The organism is Micromonospora sp. WMMC250 (assembly GCF_027460215.1).
GTDB classification, from domain to species: domain Bacteria; phylum Actinomycetota; class Actinomycetes; order Mycobacteriales; family Micromonosporaceae; genus Micromonospora; species Micromonospora taraxaci.
In genome coordinates, this window is record NZ_JAPZBJ010000002.1 from 223,489 (window position 1) to 243,512 (window position 20,024).

Annotated in this window: 10 protein-coding genes and 1 pseudogene; 4 read left to right on the forward strand and 7 right to left on the reverse strand. The window is 72.2% G+C overall.

Annotated elements, in window-relative coordinates:
- Positions 1 to 64: 64 nt before the first annotated feature.
- Positions 65 to 6,544, reverse strand: a pseudogene (locus tag O3438_RS01210) (type I polyketide synthase); the annotation flags it as partial.
- 280 nt (positions 6,545 to 6,824) lie between these two features.
- Here O3438_RS01210 and O3438_RS01215 point away from each other — a divergent pair.
- Positions 6,825 to 7,223: a YybH family protein gene (locus O3438_RS01215; protein WP_088988852.1), complete on the forward strand. Its 399-nt coding sequence runs from the start codon at positions 6,825 to 6,827 to the stop codon at positions 7,221 to 7,223.
- A 62-nt stretch (positions 7,224 to 7,285) separates the two neighbouring features.
- Here O3438_RS01215 and O3438_RS01220 read toward each other — a convergent pair whose 3' ends face one another.
- From O3438_RS01220 to O3438_RS01245, 6 genes are all read right to left on the reverse strand, one after another.
- The gene (locus tag O3438_RS01220) at positions 7,286 to 7,711 is read right to left on the reverse strand and encodes a YybH family protein (protein ID WP_269678124.1); all 426 of its coding nucleotides are present in this window, start codon (positions 7,709 to 7,711) and stop codon (positions 7,286 to 7,288) included.
- Complete coding sequence (locus O3438_RS01225; protein ID WP_269678125.1) at positions 7,708 to 8,973, reverse strand: cytochrome P450 family protein; 1,266 nt, start codon at positions 8,971 to 8,973, stop codon at positions 7,708 to 7,710. The genes O3438_RS01220 and O3438_RS01225 overlap by 4 nt, the downstream gene beginning before the upstream one ends.
- Positions 8,970 to 10,556, reverse strand: coding sequence for an aspartate aminotransferase family protein (locus O3438_RS01230; protein WP_269678126.1), 1,587 nt, complete (start codon positions 10,554 to 10,556; stop codon positions 8,970 to 8,972). The genes O3438_RS01225 and O3438_RS01230 overlap by 4 nt, the downstream gene beginning before the upstream one ends.
- A gap of 166 nt (positions 10,557 to 10,722) precedes the next feature.
- Complete coding sequence (locus tag O3438_RS01235) at positions 10,723 to 12,108, reverse strand: flavin monoamine oxidase family protein (RefSeq protein ID WP_269678127.1); 1,386 nt, start codon at positions 12,106 to 12,108, stop codon at positions 10,723 to 10,725.
- 114 nt (positions 12,109 to 12,222) lie between these two features.
- Positions 12,223 to 13,401: an acyl-CoA dehydrogenase family protein gene (locus tag O3438_RS01240; protein ID WP_269678128.1), complete on the reverse strand. Its 1,179-nt coding sequence runs from the start codon at positions 13,399 to 13,401 to the stop codon at positions 12,223 to 12,225.
- A gap of 65 nt (positions 13,402 to 13,466) precedes the next feature.
- Positions 13,467 to 16,751, reverse strand: coding sequence for a BTAD domain-containing putative transcriptional regulator (locus O3438_RS01245; protein WP_269678129.1), 3,285 nt, complete (start codon positions 16,749 to 16,751; stop codon positions 13,467 to 13,469).
- 169 nt (positions 16,752 to 16,920) lie between these two features.
- On the opposite strand from O3438_RS01245, the gene O3438_RS01250 reads away from it, so the two are divergent.
- From O3438_RS01250 to O3438_RS01260, 3 genes are all read left to right on the forward strand, one after another.
- Positions 16,921 to 18,561, forward strand: a complete 1,641-nt coding sequence (locus tag O3438_RS01250; RefSeq protein ID WP_269678130.1) for an MFS transporter — start codon at positions 16,921 to 16,923, stop codon at positions 18,559 to 18,561.
- Positions 18,558 to 19,022: a winged helix-turn-helix transcriptional regulator gene (locus tag O3438_RS01255; RefSeq protein WP_269678131.1), complete on the forward strand. Its 465-nt coding sequence runs from the start codon at positions 18,558 to 18,560 to the stop codon at positions 19,020 to 19,022. Before O3438_RS01250 ends, O3438_RS01255 begins: the two co-directional genes overlap by 4 nt.
- A gap of 217 nt (positions 19,023 to 19,239) precedes the next feature.
- Positions 19,240 to 20,001 (forward strand): SDR family oxidoreductase, encoded by a 762-nt coding sequence (locus O3438_RS01260; protein ID WP_269678132.1) that lies wholly within the window; start codon positions 19,240 to 19,242, stop codon positions 19,999 to 20,001.
- Positions 20,002 to 20,024: the final 23 nt, after the last annotated feature.

Sequence of the window (20,024 nt, forward strand, 5' to 3'; positions counted from 1 at the left end):
ATCGCCCGTTCGGCCGTTGCGGTGTCCTGAACCGGTTTCCCGCCGGGCCGGGCGCGGACCCTCGTCAGGACCGTCGAACGTCACCGGAGTCGTCCGCCGCCGCCCCGGGCGGCGGCGGGAAGTATCCGGTCTGGAGGAAGAAGTCCACGTACCTGTCGAAGAGTTCGTCGGTGACCGGTGGGCAGCTGATGCCGCTGCCGGTCAGCATCCGGCTGGTCGCCGTCGTGTCGATCGGCGGATAGAAGCTGTCGCTGTCGGCCGTCATCAACTGGAACGCGTCCAGCAGCGCCAGCATCGCGTTGTCCCGGTCGCGCTGCACGACGGCCAGCCAGTCGGCCGGCTCCCGAGGCTCCAGCCGGTAGCCGCGGGAGCGCAGCAGCTCCACACACCGGGCCAGGCTGATCGACGACTCGTTGTAGAGGTGGTGGATGCCGCCCACGCCGGTGTCGAGCGTGGCGAGGCGGCTGATGGCGGCGCTGACATGGTCGACCGGGGTGAGGTGGAACTCGCCGGTGATCCGGCTCGGCACCACGCCGGCCTGGATGAGCCCCTTGAGGCTGAGCCAGACGAAGTCACGGGTCTGGCAGGCGCCCTGGAACCGGTCGCCGGCGACGAGGTCCACCCGGTACACGGTGACGGGCAGCCCGCGTTCGCCGGCGGCGGCGACCAGCTGCTCGGCTACCCACTTGCTCTGTAGGTAGCCGCTGGGCAGCTCTGCCACCGGCCCGGTGGGGTCGTCGACCCGCAGCGGGCGACCGTCGGGCGCGGGGTGGGCGAACACGCCCGTGGTCGAGACGTAGTGCACCGGTACGGTGCGGTGCCGGGCCGCCAGCCGCAGAATCTCCACGGTGCCGTCGACATTGGCCGCCCGCAGGTTCGAATACGGGTGCAACCAGTTCACCGCCGCACCGGCGTGGTGGACGACGTCCACCCGGCGGGCCAGGTCGTCGAAGACGTCCGGGTCCAGACCGAGCGTGGGTAGGGCGAGGTCGCCCACCACGACCCGGACCCGGCCCAGGTCGACCTCGTCCTGCAACCGGTACCACTCCAGGTTGGCCCGCAGCCGCTTCACCGCGGCGTCGGCGTCGTCCGCCCGGACCAGACAGTGCACCGTGGCGCTGGTGGTACGCAGCAGGTCGCGCAGCAGGAACGCGCCGACGAATCCGGTTGCCCCGGTGAGCAGGACCTCGGCCGGATCGGCGGCGACGGGCACCACCTCGTCGGCGGGGCGGATGTCGGCAGGCAGGGCGACCTCGACGGCGAAGTCCACCGCCGGCGCGGCCTGGACCCCGCTCTCGGCCAGAACCGCGAGCAGATGGTCGCTGAGCGCCGCGGGCGTGGGATGGTCGAACACGACGGTGGCGGGCAGCCGACCGCCGCTGAGCAGGTTGAGCCGGTTGCGCAGCTCCACCGAGGTGAGCGAGTCGAATCCCAACTCGGGGAAGGCGCGTTCGGGATCGATGCCGCTCGGGTCGCCGAGGTTGAGCACGGCGGCGACCTCGGCCCGCAGCAGGTCCAGGGCCACCTCTCGACGCCGGGCAGGATCCAGGCCGGCGAGCTGGTCGGCGAGCGGCCTTCCGGCATTCTCGTCGTTGCCCGCGCGCCGCCGGTGCGAGGTGCCGGCCAGCGTGGCCAGCAGCAGGGGTGCCTGGTCGGCGCGGGCGCGCAGGGCGGCCAGGTCGAGGGGGGTGGCCACGAGCGTGGGCTGCCCCGAATCGAGGGCCAGGTCGAGGATCTCCGGACCGTCGGCCGAGGAGACCGGGCGGAAACCGGCCCGGGCGATCCGGGCGAGGTCTGCCTCGTCGAGCTGGCCGGTCATGCCGCTGGTCTGCGCCCACAGGCCCCACGCGACCGAGGTGGCGGGCAGCCCCTGGGCCGCCCGTCGCAGCGCGAGGCCGTCGAGGAACGCGTTGGCGGCGGCGTAGTTGGCCTGCCCCGCGCCACCGATCACCCCGGCCAGCGAGGAGAACAACACGAACGCCCGCAGGTCCCGGTCACGGGTCAGTTCGTGCAGGTGCCAGGCGGCGTCGGCCTTGGGCCGCAGCACCGCGGCGATGCGTTGCGGCGTCATCGCCGCCAGAACCCCGTCGTCGAGCACGCCGGCGGCGTGTACCACCCCCCGCAGGGTGGGAATGTCCCGCAGGAGCGCCGCGAGTTCCGCCCGGTCGGCGACGTCGCAGCCGACCACCCGCGCCTCGGTGCCGGCCAGGGCCAGCTCGGCGACCAGGTCGGCGGCGCCCTCCGCCGCCATACCCCGGCGGCTGGTCAGGACGAGGTGCGGCACCCGGTGCGCGGTGGCGAGGTGCCGGGCGACCAGGGCGCCGAGCGAGCCGGTGCCGCCGGTGATGAGGACGGTGCCGTCCGTCGGCCACGGCGACGCGGCGGCGGGGGCGGCGGACGGGCCGGGGTTGACGGGCCGCAGTCGTGGCACTGAGACCCGTCCGTCGCGCACGGCGGCCTGGGCCTCACCCGAGGCGACGACCCCTGCCACCGCGGCCCAGGACGTCGCGGCGCCGTCGACGTCGACCAGGACGAGACGCCCGGGCGACTCGGACTGCGCCGAGCGGACCAGACCCCAGACGGCCGACGCCGCCGGGTCGGGCGCGGCGTCGTCGCCGCCGACGGCGACGCCACCACGGGTCACCACCACCAGTCGGCTGTCGCTGAGGCGATCGTCGGTCAACCACTGTTGTACGGTCTCCAGCACCCGGCACAGGCCGCCGAAGACCGCGCCCAGCATGTCCCCGTCCACGGGGCTGACGCCCCACAGCGTCGCTGACGACGCGCCGGCGGCGGCCACCGACGCCACGTCGGAGTGAACCGGCAGGCCAGCGAGGGCATCCGGAACGCTGCCGGTCCCGCCGAGGACGGTCAGGTCGGCGAGGTGAGCGTCCGGCACCTGGACCGGCGACCAGCCGACCTCGAAGAGGGCGTCCTGGCGGCGGTGGCGGACCCGGTCCAGTACGACGGCCGGCAGGAGCCCGATGGCGATCTGCCCGATGTCGGCGACCGGCCCGCCGCTCCGGTCGGTGAGCCGCGCCGAGAACGTGTCCGGGCCGGTTCTGGTGCAGACCACCCGGACCGCAGTGGCCCCGGTGGCGTACGTCCGGACCCCACCCCAGTGCACGGCCACGGGAGCGCCGTCCCCGTCCGGTGTGGCGGCGACCAGCGCGGTGAGGTGCGCCACCGCGTCGAGCAGGACGGGGTGCAGCCCGTACCCGGACGCCTCCCGTTCCCAGCGCTCCGGCAGCCGGACGTCGGCGTGCGCCGTGTCCCCATCGGTCCAGGCCGCCGTCACCGCCCGCAGGGCCGGCGGGTACGCCAGTCCCTGCTGGGCGAGGGCGTCGTACCCAGCCGTGAGGTCGACCGGCACCGACCCGCTGGGGGGCCACGACGTGCGCTCCGCCTCCATCGGCAACGCCGGAGCGGCGCTCAGCGTGCCGTGGGCGTACTCGGTCCAGGCGGTGTGGGCGCCATCCGGGCGGGCGTGTACCCGCAGCGCCCGACGACCGGCCGGATCCGGGGCGTCGACGACCACCTGGAGTTGCACCGCGCCGGTGAGGGGCAGGGGCGCCCCGGTGGTGAGGTGGTCCAGCACCGCGCAGCCGACCCGGTCCGCGGCGTGCGTGGCGAGCTCGACCAGGAGCGCGGCCGGAACGGTGCGGATGCCGTGCGTGGTGAGCTGGGCCAACCACGGGTGGGTGGCGGGGGAGACCCGGCCGGTGAAGAGGGTGGTGTCGTCGCCGGCCACCGTGATCGCCGCGCCCAGCAGGGGGTGGCGGGACGGTTCGAGGCCGAGCCCGCCCGCGTCGACGGTGCCGCCACCGTCGAGCCAGTGGCGGTTGCCGGCGAACGGGTAGGTGGGCAGGTCCACCCCGCGCGCACCGGAACCGGCCAGCAGGCCCGCCCAGTCGACGGCGACGCCCTGCACGTGCAGCTCGGCGGCGGAGGTCAGGAAGCGGTTGAAGCTGCCGTCGTCCCGGCGCAGCGTGCCGGTCACGACCCCGATGCCACCGATCCGCTGCTCCAGCACGGCCTGGATGCTCGTGGTGAGCACCGGGTGCGGGCTGATCTCGATGAACGTCCGGCGGCCCTGGCCGGTCAGGGCTGCCACGACCTCCTCGAAGCGCACCACCTGCCGCAGGTTGCGGTACCAGTAGTCCGCGTCCAGGGTGGTCGGGTCGACCACGCTCCCGGTCACCGTCGAGTGCAGCGGCACGTCACCCGCGCGGGGCGTGACGTCGCGCAGGGCCGCCAACAACTCCTCCCGCACCGCCTCGACGTGCGGCGAGTGCGACGCGTAGTCGACGGGGACGCGGCGGGCCCGCACCTTGGCGTCGGCCAGCTCGGCCTGGAACTCGTCCAGGGCCGCCGGGTCACCGGATACGACGACCGACGTCGGCCCGTTGACCGCCGCCACCGACAACCGCCCCTGCCACGGGGCGAGCCGGGCCGTGACCTCGGCGGCGCCGAGCGCCACCGACATCATGCCGCCCTGACCGGCGAGCGCCACGATGGCCCGGCTGCGCAGGGCGACCACCCGGGCCGCGTCGTCGAGGGAGAGCGCACCGGCGACGTACGCGGCGGCGATCTCCCCCTGCGAGTGGCCGACGACGGCCGCCGGGCGGACCCCCACCGACTGCCACACCCGCGCGAGGGACACCATCACCGCGAACAACACCGGTTGCACGACGTCGACGCGGTCGAGCCCGGGAGCGCCGTCCGCACCGCGCAGCACGTCGAGCAGGGACCAGTCGACGTGCGGCGCGAGGGCGGCGGCGCACTCGTCGATCCGCTCGGCGAACCCCGGATGGGTGTCCAGCAGGTCAACGGCCATGCCCACCCACTGGGAACCCTGCCCGGGGAAGACGAAGACGACGTCGTTCGAGGGCTCGCCGACGCGTCCCGTCACCACCTGCGCGTCGGCGGCCCCCTCGGAGAGCGCCTTCAGGCCACGGAGCAGGGCGTCCCGGTCGACGCCGACGACGGCGGCCCGGTGCGGCAGGCCGGCCCGGGTGGCCAGGGAGTACGCCGTGTCGGTGGCGTCCAGCTCGGGGGTCGCCTCGAGGTGGGTGAGCAGCCGGTCGGCCAGCCGGCGCAGCCCCTGCGGGTCGTGCGCGGACAGCGGCCACACCAGCGCGGCGGGGGTCACCGGCGCCGAGGTGCCCGGGTCGGTCTCCTCCGGGGCCTGCTCCAGGATCGCGTGCGCGTTCGTGCCGCTCACCCCGAACGACGAGACCGCCGCCCGGCGGGGCCGGTTGACGGCCGGCCAGGCGCGGGTGGTCGTGAGCAGTTCGACGGCCCCGGCGGACCAGTCGACCAGAGGGTTCGGGCGGTCGACGTGCAGGGTCTTCGGCAGCGTGGCGTGTCGTAGCGCCAACACCATCTTGATGACTCCGCCGACCCCGGCTGCGGCGACGGTGTGGCCGATGTTCGACTTCAGCGACCCGAGCCACAATGGCCGGTCGGCCGGTCGGCCCTGCCCGTACGTGGCCAGCAGGGCGTGCGCCTCGATCGGGTCACCCAGCCGGGTGCCGGTGCCGTGGGCCTCGACGGCATCCACGTCGGAGGTGCCGAGGTGGGCCTCGGCGAGGGCCTGCCGGATCACCCGTTCCTGGGAGGGGCCGTTGGGTGCGGTGAGACCGTTGGACGCGCCGTCCTGGTTCACCGCCACGCTACGCACCACGGCGAGAATCCGCCGCCCGTTGCGGCGGGCGTCGGAGAGCCGCTCCAGCAGCAACAGCCCCACCCCCTCCGACCAGCCGGTGCCGTCGGCGGACTCGGCGAAGGAGCGGCACCGGCCGTCGGCGGCGAGCCCGCGCTGGCGGGAGAAGTCGACGAACCCACCCGGGTGACCGTTGACGGTGCTGCCACCGGCCAGGGCCAACGTCGACTCACCCGCCCGCAACGACCGCACGGCCAGGTGCAGGGCGACCAACGACGACGAACACGCGGTGTCGAGGGTGATCGCCGGCCCCTCCAGCCCGTAGAAGTACGAGATCCGCCCGGAGGCGACGCTGTTGAGTCGCCCGGTGGTCAGGTAACCCTCCAACTCCTCCGGGCCGTCGAGGTCGAGGTAGGTCTGGCCGGCCGCGCCGACGAACACGCCGGTACGGCTGCCCTTCAGATCGGTGGGGTCGATCCCGGCCCGTTCGAACAGTTCCCAGGAGGTCTCCAGCAGCACCCGCTGCTGCGGGTCCATCGCGACGGCTTCGCGCGGTGAGATTCCGAAGAACGCCGCGTCGAAGCGGGTCGCGCCGTCGAGGAAACCGCCCTCGCGGGTGTACGACCGCCCCGGCTTGCCGGGTTCGGGATCGTAGAGGGCATCGACGTCCCAGCCGCGATCGGTGGGCCACGGAGTGATGCCGTCGCGGCCCTCGGTGACCATTTCCCACAGCTCTTCCGGTGAACTGACGCCCCCCGGATACCGGCAGGCCATACCGATGATTGCTATCGGTTCGGTGCGGTCCGCCTCAAGGTCGGCGAGCCGCTGACGGGTCTTCTGCAGGTCGGCCGTCGTCCATTTGAGGTAGTCCATGAGTTTCTGTTCGGTGGACATGGGATCGCGGTTCTCCTCGGTCTGCGGGCCGGCGTGGGGGTCGACCTCCGGCTCGCCGCCGGGTCAGGTCGGTCGGTTGTGCCTCCGGCACGGGTCGACGCGCATCAATGGTGGGTTGCGGCTGTCCAACGTCGGGTCACGGGTCGGTAATCGAAACTCGCGCGGCAGCCGATCGCGTCCCCGTTACTCACAAGTGAGTTGGTGGTGGAGCCGCCGGGGATAACGTCCAGACGACCGACCCGCCGCGAGAAAGCGAGGCAGTTCGATGACGGCCATTTCCGGTGAATCCCTGTTGACCGACGACGCCAACAAACACGTCGAGCATTACGCCCAGGCGTTCAATTCCGGCGACCCGGAACTGCTCGACCGGATGTACACCGAGGACGCGGTCGCCGTCTGGGGACCGAACGAGCCGTTGACCGGGCAGGCCCGGCGGGAGTACGTGGCGGAGTTCCTCACCCGTCGCCCGGTCATGACCGCGAAGACCCGGCACGCGTACGTCACCGGTGACACCGCGCTGATGGTGGTGGACTGGAGCATCGACATGACCGGCGACGACGGCGAGCCGGAGCACCACGAGGGAGTCGGTCTGGATGTCCTGCGCCGCGGCGCGGACGGACTGTGGCGCCACGCGATCGACGACCCGTACGGCGACGTCTCCTGACCTGCGAGACACCGATGGCCCCGCCGGTCGCACCGGCGGGGCCATCGGGGTTGGCGCCCGGATCAGCCGGGCATGCCGTCGGGCAGGGTGTCGGCGACGGGTCGGTCGATGGCCATCAGCCAGTTGCCGTCCGGTTGACGCCGTAGGACGTCGGTGCACGTGCCACGGACCGTGACCGGCTCACCCGACTCGTCGGTGTACCGCAGCTCGTAGTCGACGATGACCAGGGAGGTGTCGCCGGCCACGTAGTTGCGCAGCACCCGGGCCTTCAGTTGCGGCCGGTTCGCGAGGATCTCGATGATCGCCGCCCGCCGCTGCTCACCGGTCAGCGGGCCACCGGACAGGTTGGAGATGGCGTCGTCGAGGTAGAGCCGGTCGAACGCGGCACCGTCGCCGGAGTTGAACGCCTGGATGAACGCCTCGTTCTGCTGCTCGACGTCGTCGGTGAGGACCAGTTGGTAGACGTCGACGGGTTCGGTGGTGGTCATGCGGCACCTTCTCTCAGCAGGACGGGCAGCTCGCGGTGCCCGTTGGAGATGAACGACTCCAGCGGCAGCACGTGCGCCGCCGGCTTGGCCAGGGTGAGGTCGGGGAACCTGTCGAAGAGGGCGGGCAGGGCGATCGACGCCTCCAGCCGGGCCAGCGGCGCACCGAGGCAGTGGTGCACCCCGTGCCCGAAGGCGACGTGGTCACGACGGGTGTCCCGGGTGGCGTCGAACGCGTCCGCGTCCGGCCCGTGTACCTCCGGGTCACGGCCGGCCGCGCCGAACGAGACCACGATCGGCTCACCGCGCCGGATGGTGACAGTGGGCAGCGCGATGTCCTCGACGGCGTACCGCATCGGCAGGTTGGCGAAGGGCGCCTCCAGCCGCAGCGTCTCCTCGATCACGTCGGCCCAGGTCGCCGAGCCGCCCCGGACGAGCGCCAACTGATCGGGTCGGGTGAGCAGGATGAAGATGGCGTGGTCCAGCAGGTTGACGGTGGTCTCGTGCCCGGCGGTGAACATCAGCAGGATCGTGTCGACCAGTTCGCGGTGGCTCAGGCCGGGCCCGCCGTCGTCGTCGTGCACCGAGATCAGGGCAGTGGTCAGGTCGTCGGCGGGACTGGTCCGACGGTGCTCGACCAACTCGTCCAGGGCCGCGTACATGGCGTGCTCGTAGCTCTTGGCCTCCTCGGCGGTGGCGGCGGTGTTGAGCATGCCGCTGACCGCCACCAGCAGCCGGTCCCGCAGGTGGTCGGGCATTCCGAGCAGGTCGGAGATGACCCGCACCGGCAGCGGGTGGGCGAACTGCGAGCGAAGGTCGACGGGCTCGTCGTGAGGGCCCGCGTCGATCTGGTCGAGCAGGTCGGCGACGACGGACTCGATGCGGGGCCGCAGGGCGAGCGTCCGACGGGCGGTGAACGCGCGGGCGACCAGCCGCCGCAGCCGGGTGTGCTCGGGCCCGTAGGCGGTGATCATGTTGCGGTCCGAGACCCACATGGCCAGCGGCCACGTGCGGGCCAGCTCACCCTCGCCGTTCTCCCACGCCGGCCAGTGACGGTAGGTGTCGCGCGACACCCGTGGGTCGGTGAGCAACTGCCGGGTCAGCTCGTAGCCGGTCACCCACCACGCCTGCACCCCGCCGGGCAACACCACGCGGGCGATCGGACCACGGGCCCGCAGCCGCTCGGCCTCGCCGTGGATGTCGGGGCCGGACGGGTCGATGGCGTACGGCTCGACGTCGGCGGTCGGTTCCATCGCGGCCGTCACGACGTACCCATCAGGCGCTCGCCGTCGGCGGCGCGCAGCAGCGCGCAGATGTCGCGCAGGCCACTGTCGATCTGGTCGATCTCGGCGTCGGAGAGGAAGATCGACGGCTCGAACCGGAACGTGTTCATCGCGCTGGCGGTCTGGAACAGTCGCAGCCGGTGGGTGCGCAGGGCGTACCCGGCGACGGCGAAGCCGAAGAAACCCTCCTGCGCGGTCTGGGCGATCTGCGCGGAGGGCGACGAGGACTGGTCGCGGAACTCGAACCCCAGCATCAGCCCCTCGCCGCGCACGTCCAGCACCACGTCGTCGAAGTCGCCGCGCACCTTCTCCAACCGGGACTTCAGCGCCGCACCGCGCTCGGCCGCCATCCGGTACGCGGCGCCACCGTCGGCCTCCAGCAGCTCCACCACCTTCAGGGCGACGTGGCAGGAGAACGCGTCCTTGGCGAACGTCGACGAGTGCGCCAGCTCGAAGTCGCGCTGGTAACGCTCGCCGCGCACGAGCATGACCGACGACTTGGCGATGCCCCCGCCGAGGCTCTTGGCCAGCAGGTAGTAGTCCCCGCGCAGCCCGATCCGGGAGCTGGCCAGGAACGCCCCGGAGCGGCCCATCCCGCTCTGGATCTCGTCCATGATCAGCGGGGCGCCCGTCTCCTCGCACACCCGGGAGATCTCCGCGCCGAACGCCGCCGGCAACACCCGGATGCCCGCCTCACCCTGGATCGGCTCGACGAAGAAGCCACCGAACACCGGCAGCGCACGCTCGACGCCGGTGACGGCGTCACCGTCGACGGTGAGGACGGTCAGGCTCCGGCTCTCCTCCTCGACGATCGCCCGGAGCCCCGCGACGTCACCGACCGCGACGAACCGGCAGCGCGCCGCCAGACGGGTGAACGGGGTGCGGTAGCCCTCGTTGTGGGTCAACTGGATGCTGCCCACGAGCTTGCCGTGGAATCCGCCCTCCAGCGCGAGGAACACCGGCGCCCGGCCGGTCAGGTCGGCGGTGCGGGCGACCACCGCCTCCGCGACGGCGTCGAAGCCCGCCGTCGCCGGCAGACCCAGGGCGGCGAACACTTCGGGGGCCACCGTCGCGCCCCGCCCGACGGCCTCGCGGGCGGCCGCGACCCCGGCCTCCACCTCGCCGACCAGCTCCGCCAGCCGGGCGCCCCGCTCCATCTCGGCGTGCTTGATGGAGATCTCCACCGACTCCGCGCCGCTGTTGCCGAAGATCGCCCAGTACGGCTCAGAGGAGCCTGTCTCCCGGGCGATGATCCGGTTCAGCACCGCGGCGAGGTCGTTGGCGTAGGAGTGCCGGGAGAACTGCGCGTGCACCGGCACCTGTGACTCCAGCAGCTCCTTCGCGCGCGCCACCACCTCCGGGTGGTGGTGGCCCAGGATCAGCGACCCGAAACCGCATGCCAGGTCCAGGACCGGCACCTCGTTGCCCGCTGCGTCCTGATAGAACAGTGTGTTGCCGGACGCGCGGAGGTACTCCACGTCCAGCCCGACCGTCCCGAGCACCTCCCGCAGGTAGGGCTCCGCCAACTCCAGCTCTGCCACCGACGAACCCACCATGACCTCCATCAAGAGCCGACAACCGGAAACAGCACCTAGCCTCGCAACCACCGGTAACCGGACGCCCATCAGCGCGTTGCGTGTCCCGGCGGGGATGCGGAGCCGGTCGTTACCGGCCGCAGATCGCGCCGGTGGGCGGCCCGGAGCCCCGGACCGCCCACCGTTCGTGATCGACTCAGCGGCGCATCTCGAGCACCTGCCGCGCGGCGCGCAGCCCGGACTCGATCGCCCCGTCGACGAAACCGTTCCACGCTGTCGCGGTGTCACCGCTGGCGAACGCGATCCGCCCGTACGGCTGCTGGATCGCCGGTAGCTGTGCCAGCAGTTGCCTCGGGCGGCGCAGCGCCCACGCCCCGCGGGAGTACCGGTCGCGGCCCCAGTCCTGCGACCGCAGGTCCCACACCTCGATGCCGGGGACCATCTGGCGCAACACCGCCTGGATCTGGGCGCGGTTGGTGAAGTCCAGGGAACGGTCCTCGCTGAACCCGATGATGAGCTGGTGGCCGTCACCGAGATCGGTGTGCGTGAACAACGAGGAGATGGGGAAGCCCTCCGCGGCCTGCGCCGAGACACGCCCCCGGTCGGTGCGGGCGTGCACCCAGAACTTGACGCTGTCGGGCACCCCCACACCCTGCAGGCTGGCATCGGTGTGCACCTTCGGCAGACCCGGGCTGAACTGGATCGTGCGCCACACGTTGACGGGCACGGCCACGACGACGGCCGGTGCCGTCAAGGTCCCCCGCGAGGTGGTGACGTACGCGCAGCGACCGTTGACCGTCACCCCCCGCACCGGGGTGTTCAGCATCAGCTCGCCGTCGGTGTCGTCGAGCATCGCCTGTAGCAGGCCGCCCATGCCGACGGCGGGACTGAAGCCCAGCAGGCCGTACCAGCCGTCGATGTTCCCACCGCCGAGACGCCACCACTGGGCCAGCGCGGTCAGCCCGCCCAGCGCGCTCGAACCGCCGGAGTAGGACGCGGTGGTTCCGTTGATCCAACTCTCGTCCGCCGGGGCCAGCGCGAGCTGGTCCAGGCGGTCCCGCAACGACAGGTGATCCACGCCCCGGATCAGGTCGGCCCGGTAGAGCGGATCTGTCGGCCGTTCCAGGTAACTCTCCGAGCCGGCGAAGAGGCGACCCAGCAACTCGGCCTGCCGGGTGTACACCTCGGCCGGATCGACCTCGGCGAGCCCGTTGCCGGACGGGAATATGACGGTTTCGGCAGCCGGATCGGTCACCGTGGAGATGCCGTAGCGCGCGAGTTCACTGTGGAAGAGCTGCTGCCGGTCGGAGATCCACTGGCAACCCAGTTCGATGCGTCGGCCCAGGAAGGTGTCGGTCCAGGTGCGTCCGCCGATCCGGTCGCGGGCCTCGACCAGCAACGGTCGTAGGCCGTTCGCGGACAGCTCCCGGGCGGCGGTGACTCCGGCGAAGCCCGCGCCGATGACGATGACGTCGGCTTCGGCGTTTCGGGGACGGGCCCCCGCCGCGGCGGCCGGGTAGAGCGCGGCCGACGTGGCCAGGGCGCTCAGACCGGTCGCCTTGAGCAGGGACCTGCGGTCCATTGTCATAGTGCTCCTTCGGATTTATGTGTGGAGGGGAAAACGCACGGCACACGACACTGCTGCGGAGTCCCACCCGGGGGTGGGACTCCGCAGCAGCTAGTGACCGGACGCGACTCAGAGCAGCGGGGTGTCCGGATCCAGACCGAGCAGGACCCGCCCGTGCACCTCGAGATTCGTCGACAACAGCAGCAGGCCGTGCAGGGACAGGCCCTGGATGTCACGGTGGAACCGCTGGATGGGAACGTCGCGTTGGATGGCGGTGGCGCCGCTGGCGGAGTAGAGGATCTCCACCGCCTCCTTGGCCAGCTGGATGGCGTAGGCGCTCTGCCCCCGAACGGTTGCCTTCTCCTCGTCCGTGGGCTGCTCGCCGGCGTCGGCGCGGGTCTGCAGCTGCCGCAGCCAGCCGGCCTGCAACCCCTCGGCCGCGGCGATCTTGTTAGCCGCGGTGGCGACCTGGATCTGGGTCAACGGGTGCTGTGCCTGGTCCGTCCAGGACGTGTAGGTGATACCCCGCCCCTTCACCCGCTGCAGGAACAGCTCCAGCGCCCCCTTGGCGATCCCGATGCAGGTGGCCACCGCGGCGGCGGTGACGTAGGTGAACAGGCCGTAGCGGCGGCCCGGCGTCTCCGGCGCGGTACGCCCCGCCGTGGTGTTGAGCACGGCGTCCTCGTAGGAGACGACCCGGTGGGCGGGCACGAACACCCCCTTCGCCGTGGAGGTGCAGCTGCCGGTGCCGGCGGCGGAGGAGGTGTCCCAGTCGTCGGCGACTGTGAACTCCGCCATCGGCACGATGGCGACCACCTCGTCGCTGGAGCCGTCGGGCAGCTCCCGGATGGCCGAGGCGATGTTCCAGTCCGCGCCGCGGCATCCGGAGTTGAACCGCCAGCTCCCGTTGAGCAGGTAGCCGCCGTCGGTGGCGGTGACCGTGCCGGTCGGGGTGAAACCGCCGGAGATCTTCACCGATCCGGAGGCGAAGACCTCGGACTGGGCCTGATCCGGGTAGAGGGTCGCCAACCAGGCGCTGGACACCCACACCATCGACACCCAGCCGGTGGACGGGCAGCCCCGCCCGATCTCGGTCAGCACGGCCACCTGGTCGGCCAACGAGACGTCCAGGCCGCCGAAGCGGCGGGGCACGGCGAGCCGGAACACGCCGGCCTTGTCGAGCAGCTCGACGTTCTCGTCCGGAATCCAGCGCCGGTCCTCCGTCTCCCGGCCGTTGTCCCGAAGCCTCGGCACGATGTCGCGTACGGCGTCCATCACCGCGGTGAGCTCGGTGTCCGTCGTCGCCATTCCGCCTCCCCTACGCTGTCGGCGCCGTCGGCCGACGCGCCGAGCCGAACGTACCGATGGGGATGTCAGTGGCTGGGAATCGCACGGTAAGCCGGCGGTAACGCCGGCTGGTCGGTGACCAGTGCCATCGCCTCTTCGGGGCTCAGCCGGTGGCCGTGAGCCAGTGCGGCGGCACGCTCCTCGACGGTGAGCGCGGCGCTGATGGCGATGTCGATCCGGTCGACGTCGCCGCTCTCGGCCGGTGGCAGCGGCACGCCCGTCGACTCGCGGGCCGCGCTGGCCGCGCCGAGCAACGTCGCCGCCGGCGCGTACCGGCCGGCGAGGGCCTCGGCGCCGGCGAGCCCTTCCAGGGCCAGGGCCAGGGCCCGCGGATCGCCGACGTGCTGGGCCGCGGTGAACCCGGCCAGGTGCAGTTCGCGCGCGGCCTCGGCGTCACCGCGCTGCTCGGCGACGAAACCCAGCTCGGCCAGGATGAGGGTGTTGCCCGGCTCGAAGTCGACCTGCCGGTTCCATTCCAGCACGGTACGCAGCTGCTCCTCGGCAAGGTCGAGCTTGCCGGCCCGGCGGGCACCCAGCGCCAGACCGATACGGGCGTATATCTCACCGGGCTTGAAGCTCTGGTCGGTGGACAGCCGCAACGCCCGCTCGTGCAGCTCCTCGGCCCGGTCGAGCGCTCCGGTCAACAGCGAGATGCGCCCCAGGCCGGACAGCCGGTCCGAGGCCTCCGTCCAGAGCCCGAGATCCTCGGCGATGGCCAGGCCGTCGCGGTGCAGGCGGGCCGCCCGGTCGTAGTCGCCGGTGATCTCGGCCAGCGCCGCCAGTGGGTACACGGTCTGGAGCTGCCCCCACCGGTCGCCGAGCTCGGCGAAGAGTTCGGCGCTGCGGGCGCCGTCATGACGCAGGGCGGCGAGGTCGCCGCGGGCCAGCGCCTGCTTGACGCGTTCGCTGAGGGTGGCGGCCACCCCCCACCGGTCCCCGGTGGACCGGAACCCGTCGAGGGCCTGGTTGACCAGCTCCTCGCTGGTGACCAGGTCACCGGTGACGTAGAGGGCGAGACCGAGGAACCAGCGGGCGCGGGCGAGGCCGTGCGGGTCGTCGACGCCGTCGTAGGCGCGCAGGGCCGCGAGGCTGTGCCCGGCCCGATCGGCCACCTCGCCCGCGAGCAGGGTGATGCCGGCGTTCCAGGTGAGGGCGCGTGCCCGGTCGGCGGCGGGGGCGGAACCGCCGAGACTCAACGCGCCGGCCAGGACGCGGCCGGCCTCCTGTAGCCGGCCGCGCAGGAACCAGTACCAGGCCATGCCGTTGGCCAGCCGCAACGCCCGGTCGGCGGCGCCGTCGTGGACCGCCCGGTCGAACGCCCGCCGGATGTTCGTGCTCTCCAGGTCCAGTCGCTCCAGCCACTGTCGCTGGTCGCGCCCACGCAGCTGGCCGTCGGCCTGCTCGACGAGGTCGATGTAGTACAGCTGGTAGCGCTCGTGGACGCGGTCGTCCTCGTCGGCCTGGCGCAGCCGCTCGGCGCAGTACGCCGCCACCGACTCCAACAGCCGGTAGCGCACCCCGTCCGGGTTGTCGACAACGACCACCAGGGAGCGGTCCACCAATCTGGCCAGCAGGTCGAGCACGTCCTCCCGGGGCACCGCGGCACCGGCGCAGACGCGCTCGGCAGCGGCGAGGGTGCCACTGTCGGCGAAGACCGCGAGGCGGCGCAGCAACGCCCGCTCGGCACCGGTCAGCAGCCCCCAACTCCAGTCGATCATGGAGCGGAGGGTCTGTTGCCGCGGCGGAGCCCCCCGGTGCCCGGTGGCGAGCAGCCGAAACCGGTCGTCCAGGCGCGTGACGAGCTCGTGGACGCCGAGGGCGCGTACCCGGGTCGCCGCCAGCTCCAGTGCCAACGGGATGCCGTCGAGGCGCTTGCAGAGGACGGCGACGGCGCGCGCGTTCGCGGCGGTCAGGGTGAAGCCCGGTGCCGCCGCGGCCGCCCGGATGACGAACAGTTCGACGGCGCTGGACCGGCGCAGGGACTCGGTGTCCAGCCCGGCGGCCAGGTCCGGCAGCTCCAGCGGAGGCACCTTCCACACCACCTCGCCGAGCAGACCGATCGGCTCCTGACTGGTGGCCAGGACCCGCAGCCCCGGCACGGTGCGCAGCAACTGTTCGACGAGCCGGGCGACGTCGTCGACGATGTGCTCGCAGTTGTCGAGCACCAGCAGGATGTCGCGCGCGTGCAGCGCGCCGGTGAGCCGAGCCCCGACCTCGACGGGTCGGCCGGCCGGGACGAACCCGCCGGCCGCGTCCTCCCGGATGCTGAGCGCGGCCATCACGGCGCCGGCGAGAGCCGCCGTGCCGTCGGACTGTTCGGAGCGGCCGAGGGCGGCCAGCTCGACCAGCCAGGCCCCGTCGGCGAACCGGGGGGTGAGGCGGGTGGCGATCTCCACGGCGAGTCGGGTCTTGCCCACGCCCCCCGAGCCGACCAGGGTGACCAGTCGGTTGGCCCCCAGCAACGCGGTGACCTCCTCGACCGCCGACTCCCGGCCGACCAGCTCGGTGATGGCGGCGGGCAGGTTGGTGCGCGCCCGCCCGGTCACCGCCTCGGTGCCGACCTGCAAGCTGTCGTCCTGGCGCAGGATCGCCTGGTGCAGACCGGCCAGCTTGGGCCCCGGGTCCACGCCGAGCTCGTCGTGCAGACGCAGGCGCAGATCACTGGCGCTGGCCAGGGCCTCGCTCTGCCGGCCGGCGAGGTAGAGGGCCCGCATGTGCACCGCCCGCAGCCGTTCCCGCAGGGGGTGCCGGGCGACGAGGTCACCCAGCTCCGCCGCGAGCTGGGTGTGCTCGCCCTGCATGAGTCGGGCCTCGGCGCTCTCCTCGATGGCGGCCAGTCGAAGCTCCTCGAGCCGACCCACGTCGGCCCGGGCGAACGGGGCGTCGGCGAAGTCCGCCACCGCTGGCCCGCGCCACAGCTCCAGCGCCTCGGTGAACAACGCCAGACGTTCTCCCAGCTCCTCGGTGCCCCGGGCGCGCGCGGTCAGGGCGGTGAAGACACCGATGTCAACGGCCTGCGGGTCAACGTCGAGCCGGTAACCGGCGGGTTCGAACACGACCAGGGCGCGGGCGCCGGGCTCGGCGACGTCCAGGGCCCGACGAAGCCGGGACACCTTGGCCTGAAGGGCCCCGGTGGGATCGTTGGGCGGTCGGGCCTCCCACAGATCCTCCACGAGACGGTCGACCGACACCGGCCGCCCCTCGTGCAGCAGCAGGTTCACGAGCAGGGCACGCACCTTGACGCCCGGGATGGTGACCGGCTGATGGTCCTCCGTCCACACCCTCAGCGGACCGAGAACCTCGAATCGCATGATGGCAAAGATAACGCGTTGCGACGAGGTCGGTCGACACTGGTGACGGCGGAGCGGTCAGTGGACGGTCAGCGGATGGGCACCAGGTGGACAGCGGGCCGAGCGACGATGGCCGTCGGTGCCCGGGCACCTCGGGCGCGACCGCACCCCACCGGAAGGGATGGGACAGATGGAGACGAGCTCACTGGCCGAATCGAGCCGGCGCGCCGGACCGCGGGAATGGATCGGTCTGGCCGTGCTCGCCCTGCCCACGATCCTGTTGTCCCTCGACGCCACGGTGCTGTATCTGGCCACCCCGCACCTGGGGGCGGACCTTCGCCCGGACGGCAACCAACTGCTCTGGATCGTCGACATCTACGGCTTCATGATCGCTGGCTTCCTTCTGACCATGGGTTCGCTGGGGGACCGCATGGGGCGGCGCCGGCTGCTGATGATCGGCGCCGCCGCGTTCGCGGCGGCCTCCGTCCTGGCGGCGTACGCGCCCACCCCGGAGGTGCTGATCGCCGCCCGGGCGCTGCTGGGCATCGCCGGGGCGACGTTGATGCCGTCCACCTTGGCGCTGATCAGCAACATGTTCCACCAGCCGCAGCAGCGCGGCATGGCCATCGGGATCTGGGTGGCCTGCTTCTCCGTCGGTATTGCGATCGGCCCGATCGCCGGTGGCCTGTTGCTGGAGTCGTTCTGGTGGGGGTCGGTGTTCCTGCTCGGCGTGCCGGTGATGGTGGTGCTGCTGGCGACCGCGCCGGCCCTGCTGCCCGAGTACCGCGACCCGCAGGCGGGCCGGCTGGACCTGACGAGCGTCCTGCTGTCGCTGGGCGCCGTCCTGCCGTTCGTGTACGCCGTCAAGGAGTTCGCCAAGGACGGCTTCGGTCTGCTGCCCCTCATCGCGCTGGCGATCGGGGTCGCCCTCGGCGTCGTCTTCGCGCAGCGCCAGAACCGCTTGGCCGACCCGCTGCTGGACCTGCGCCTGTTCCGGGAGCGATCCTTCAACGCGGCGCTGGCCATCCTGCTGCTCGGCCTCGGCGTCATGGGCGGGGTCTACCTCTTCGTCACCCAGTACCTCCAGCTCATCGAAGGGCTGTCGCCGATGGTCGCCGGCCTGTGGCTGCTGCCCGCGGCGCTGGCCCTGATCGTGGCCTCGTCGGTGACCCCGCTGATCGCCCGGCGTGTCTCGCCCGGCTACGTGGTCGCCGGGGCGCTGGCGCTGTCCGGGCTCGGCTACCTGATGATCAGCCAGGTGGGCACCTCCTCCGGTCTGCCTCTGCTCGTCGCCGGGTTCGTCCTGGTGTACGTGGGCACCAGCCCGACCATGGTGCTCGGCACCGACCTCGTCGTCGGCGCCGCGCCACCGGAGAAGGCCGGTTCGGCGTCGGCCATGTCGGAGAGCGCCATGGAGTTCGGCATCGCCTTCGGTGTGGCAGTGCTCGGCGTGGTCGGCACCACCGTCTATCGAAACGAGATGACCGGGCCCGCGCCCGCCGAGGTGCCGGCGGCGGCGTACGACGCGGCACGGGAGAGCGTGGTGGCGGCGCAGGGCGAGGCGGCCACGTTGGCGGAGGGCGCCGCCACGGCGTTGCTGCAACCGGCCCGGGAAGCCTTCGTGGCCGGCATGAACCTGGTCGGTTGGCTCAGTTTCGCGGCGGTCGCGGTGCTGGCGGTGGTCGCGGTGGTGATGCTGCGACACGTCCCACCGACCGGGGCGGACGGTTCCACGGCGGAATCCGCCGACGGACCCACCGCTGCGACGGCGGCCGAGGCCGCCGGCACATCCGTGGACCGGTCGCACGACGAAGGGCTGGCTCCGGCATGACCGAGCAGCCGTATCCCGCCGAGCTGACCGCGGCGCTCAACGTGATCGGTGGCAAGTGGAAGGTGCCGATCCTCTGCGAGCTGCGGCGCTCCAGCCGCCGCTTCGGTGAGCTGCGGCGTCTCATTCCCGGGGTCAGCGAGAAGGTCCTCATCCAGCAACTTCGCGAGATGGAGGCGGACGGGGTCGTCAGCCGGGAGATCTTCGACGAGGTGCCGCCACGGGTGGAGTACTCGCTCACCGGGTACGGGTCGAGCCTCAGCGAGGCTCTGCGTCCCCTCGCCGTCTGGGGGGCGGCGCACCAGCGCCGGGTGGCCTGGGCCCTGGAGGCACCCGAAGTGGAGGCCCGGCAGCCCCGCCGGCACCGCCTCCCAGTGCCACCGACGGTCCGGCGTACCCGCAAGGTGCGCCGGCCGGGCGCGGATCACCTCGGCTCCACCGGCCTCGTGCCACGGATCGCCTGACCGGCTCCCGGCCGGCCGCTGGCGGTCCCGTCCCGGGCAGGGCGGGACCGCCCGCAGGGGTACCAACCCACGGGTAAGTGCGCACCTCGAAGTCAGTACTTGATCACTTTTGTCCCCCCACGGGATACTTCAGGGGGATGCCCGCACGACGTCTCGGACACGTTTTCCGGACCGGCAGTACATCGTCAGTGGTGCTCGGAAAGTTAGGAATGAACTCGTGAACAAGTACGCAGGCAAGAAGGCCGTCATCACCGGCGGAACCATCGGCATGGGCCTCGCCATCGCCCGCGCGCTGCGCGACGGGGGAGCCGAGGTCCTGCTGACCGGTCGGAACGAGAAGAACCTCGCCGAGGCTCGGGCCGACCTCGGTGACGGCGTGCACGTGGTGCAGTCGGACACCGCCGTCCTCGCCGACATCGCGGCGCTCGCCGAGACCGTCAGCGAGAAGCTGGGCGAGATCGACTATCTCTTCGTCAACGCCGGGATCTCCGAGCTGGCCCCGTTCGACCACGTGACCGAGGAGTCGTACGACCGGCAGTTCGCGGTCAACGCCAAGGGGGCGTTCTTCACCGTGCAGCGGCTGGCGCCGGCCATCCGTCGTGGCGGCGCCGTGGTGTTCACCACCTCGATCGCCAACGTGATGGGCACCCCGAGCATGACTGTCTACTCGGCGACCAAGGCCGCCCTGCGGTCGATGTCGCAGGGCTTCGCCGCCGAACTGCTGCCCCAGGGCATCCGGGTCAACGCCATCAGCCCCGGCTTCGTCAAGACCCCCACCATGGGGTCGGCGGGCCTGTCACCCGAGGAGTTGGCGGCCTTCGAGAAGGAGGGCAACGAGCTGACCCCGATGGGCCGCATCGGCACCCCGGAGGAGGTGGCCACCGCGGCGCTGTTCCTCGCCGCCGACGCCACCTTCACCACCGGTGTGGAACTCGCCGTCGATGGCGGACTCGCCCAGGGAATCACCGCCGAGCACTGACCGCTCGCCCCGGAATACCGGCC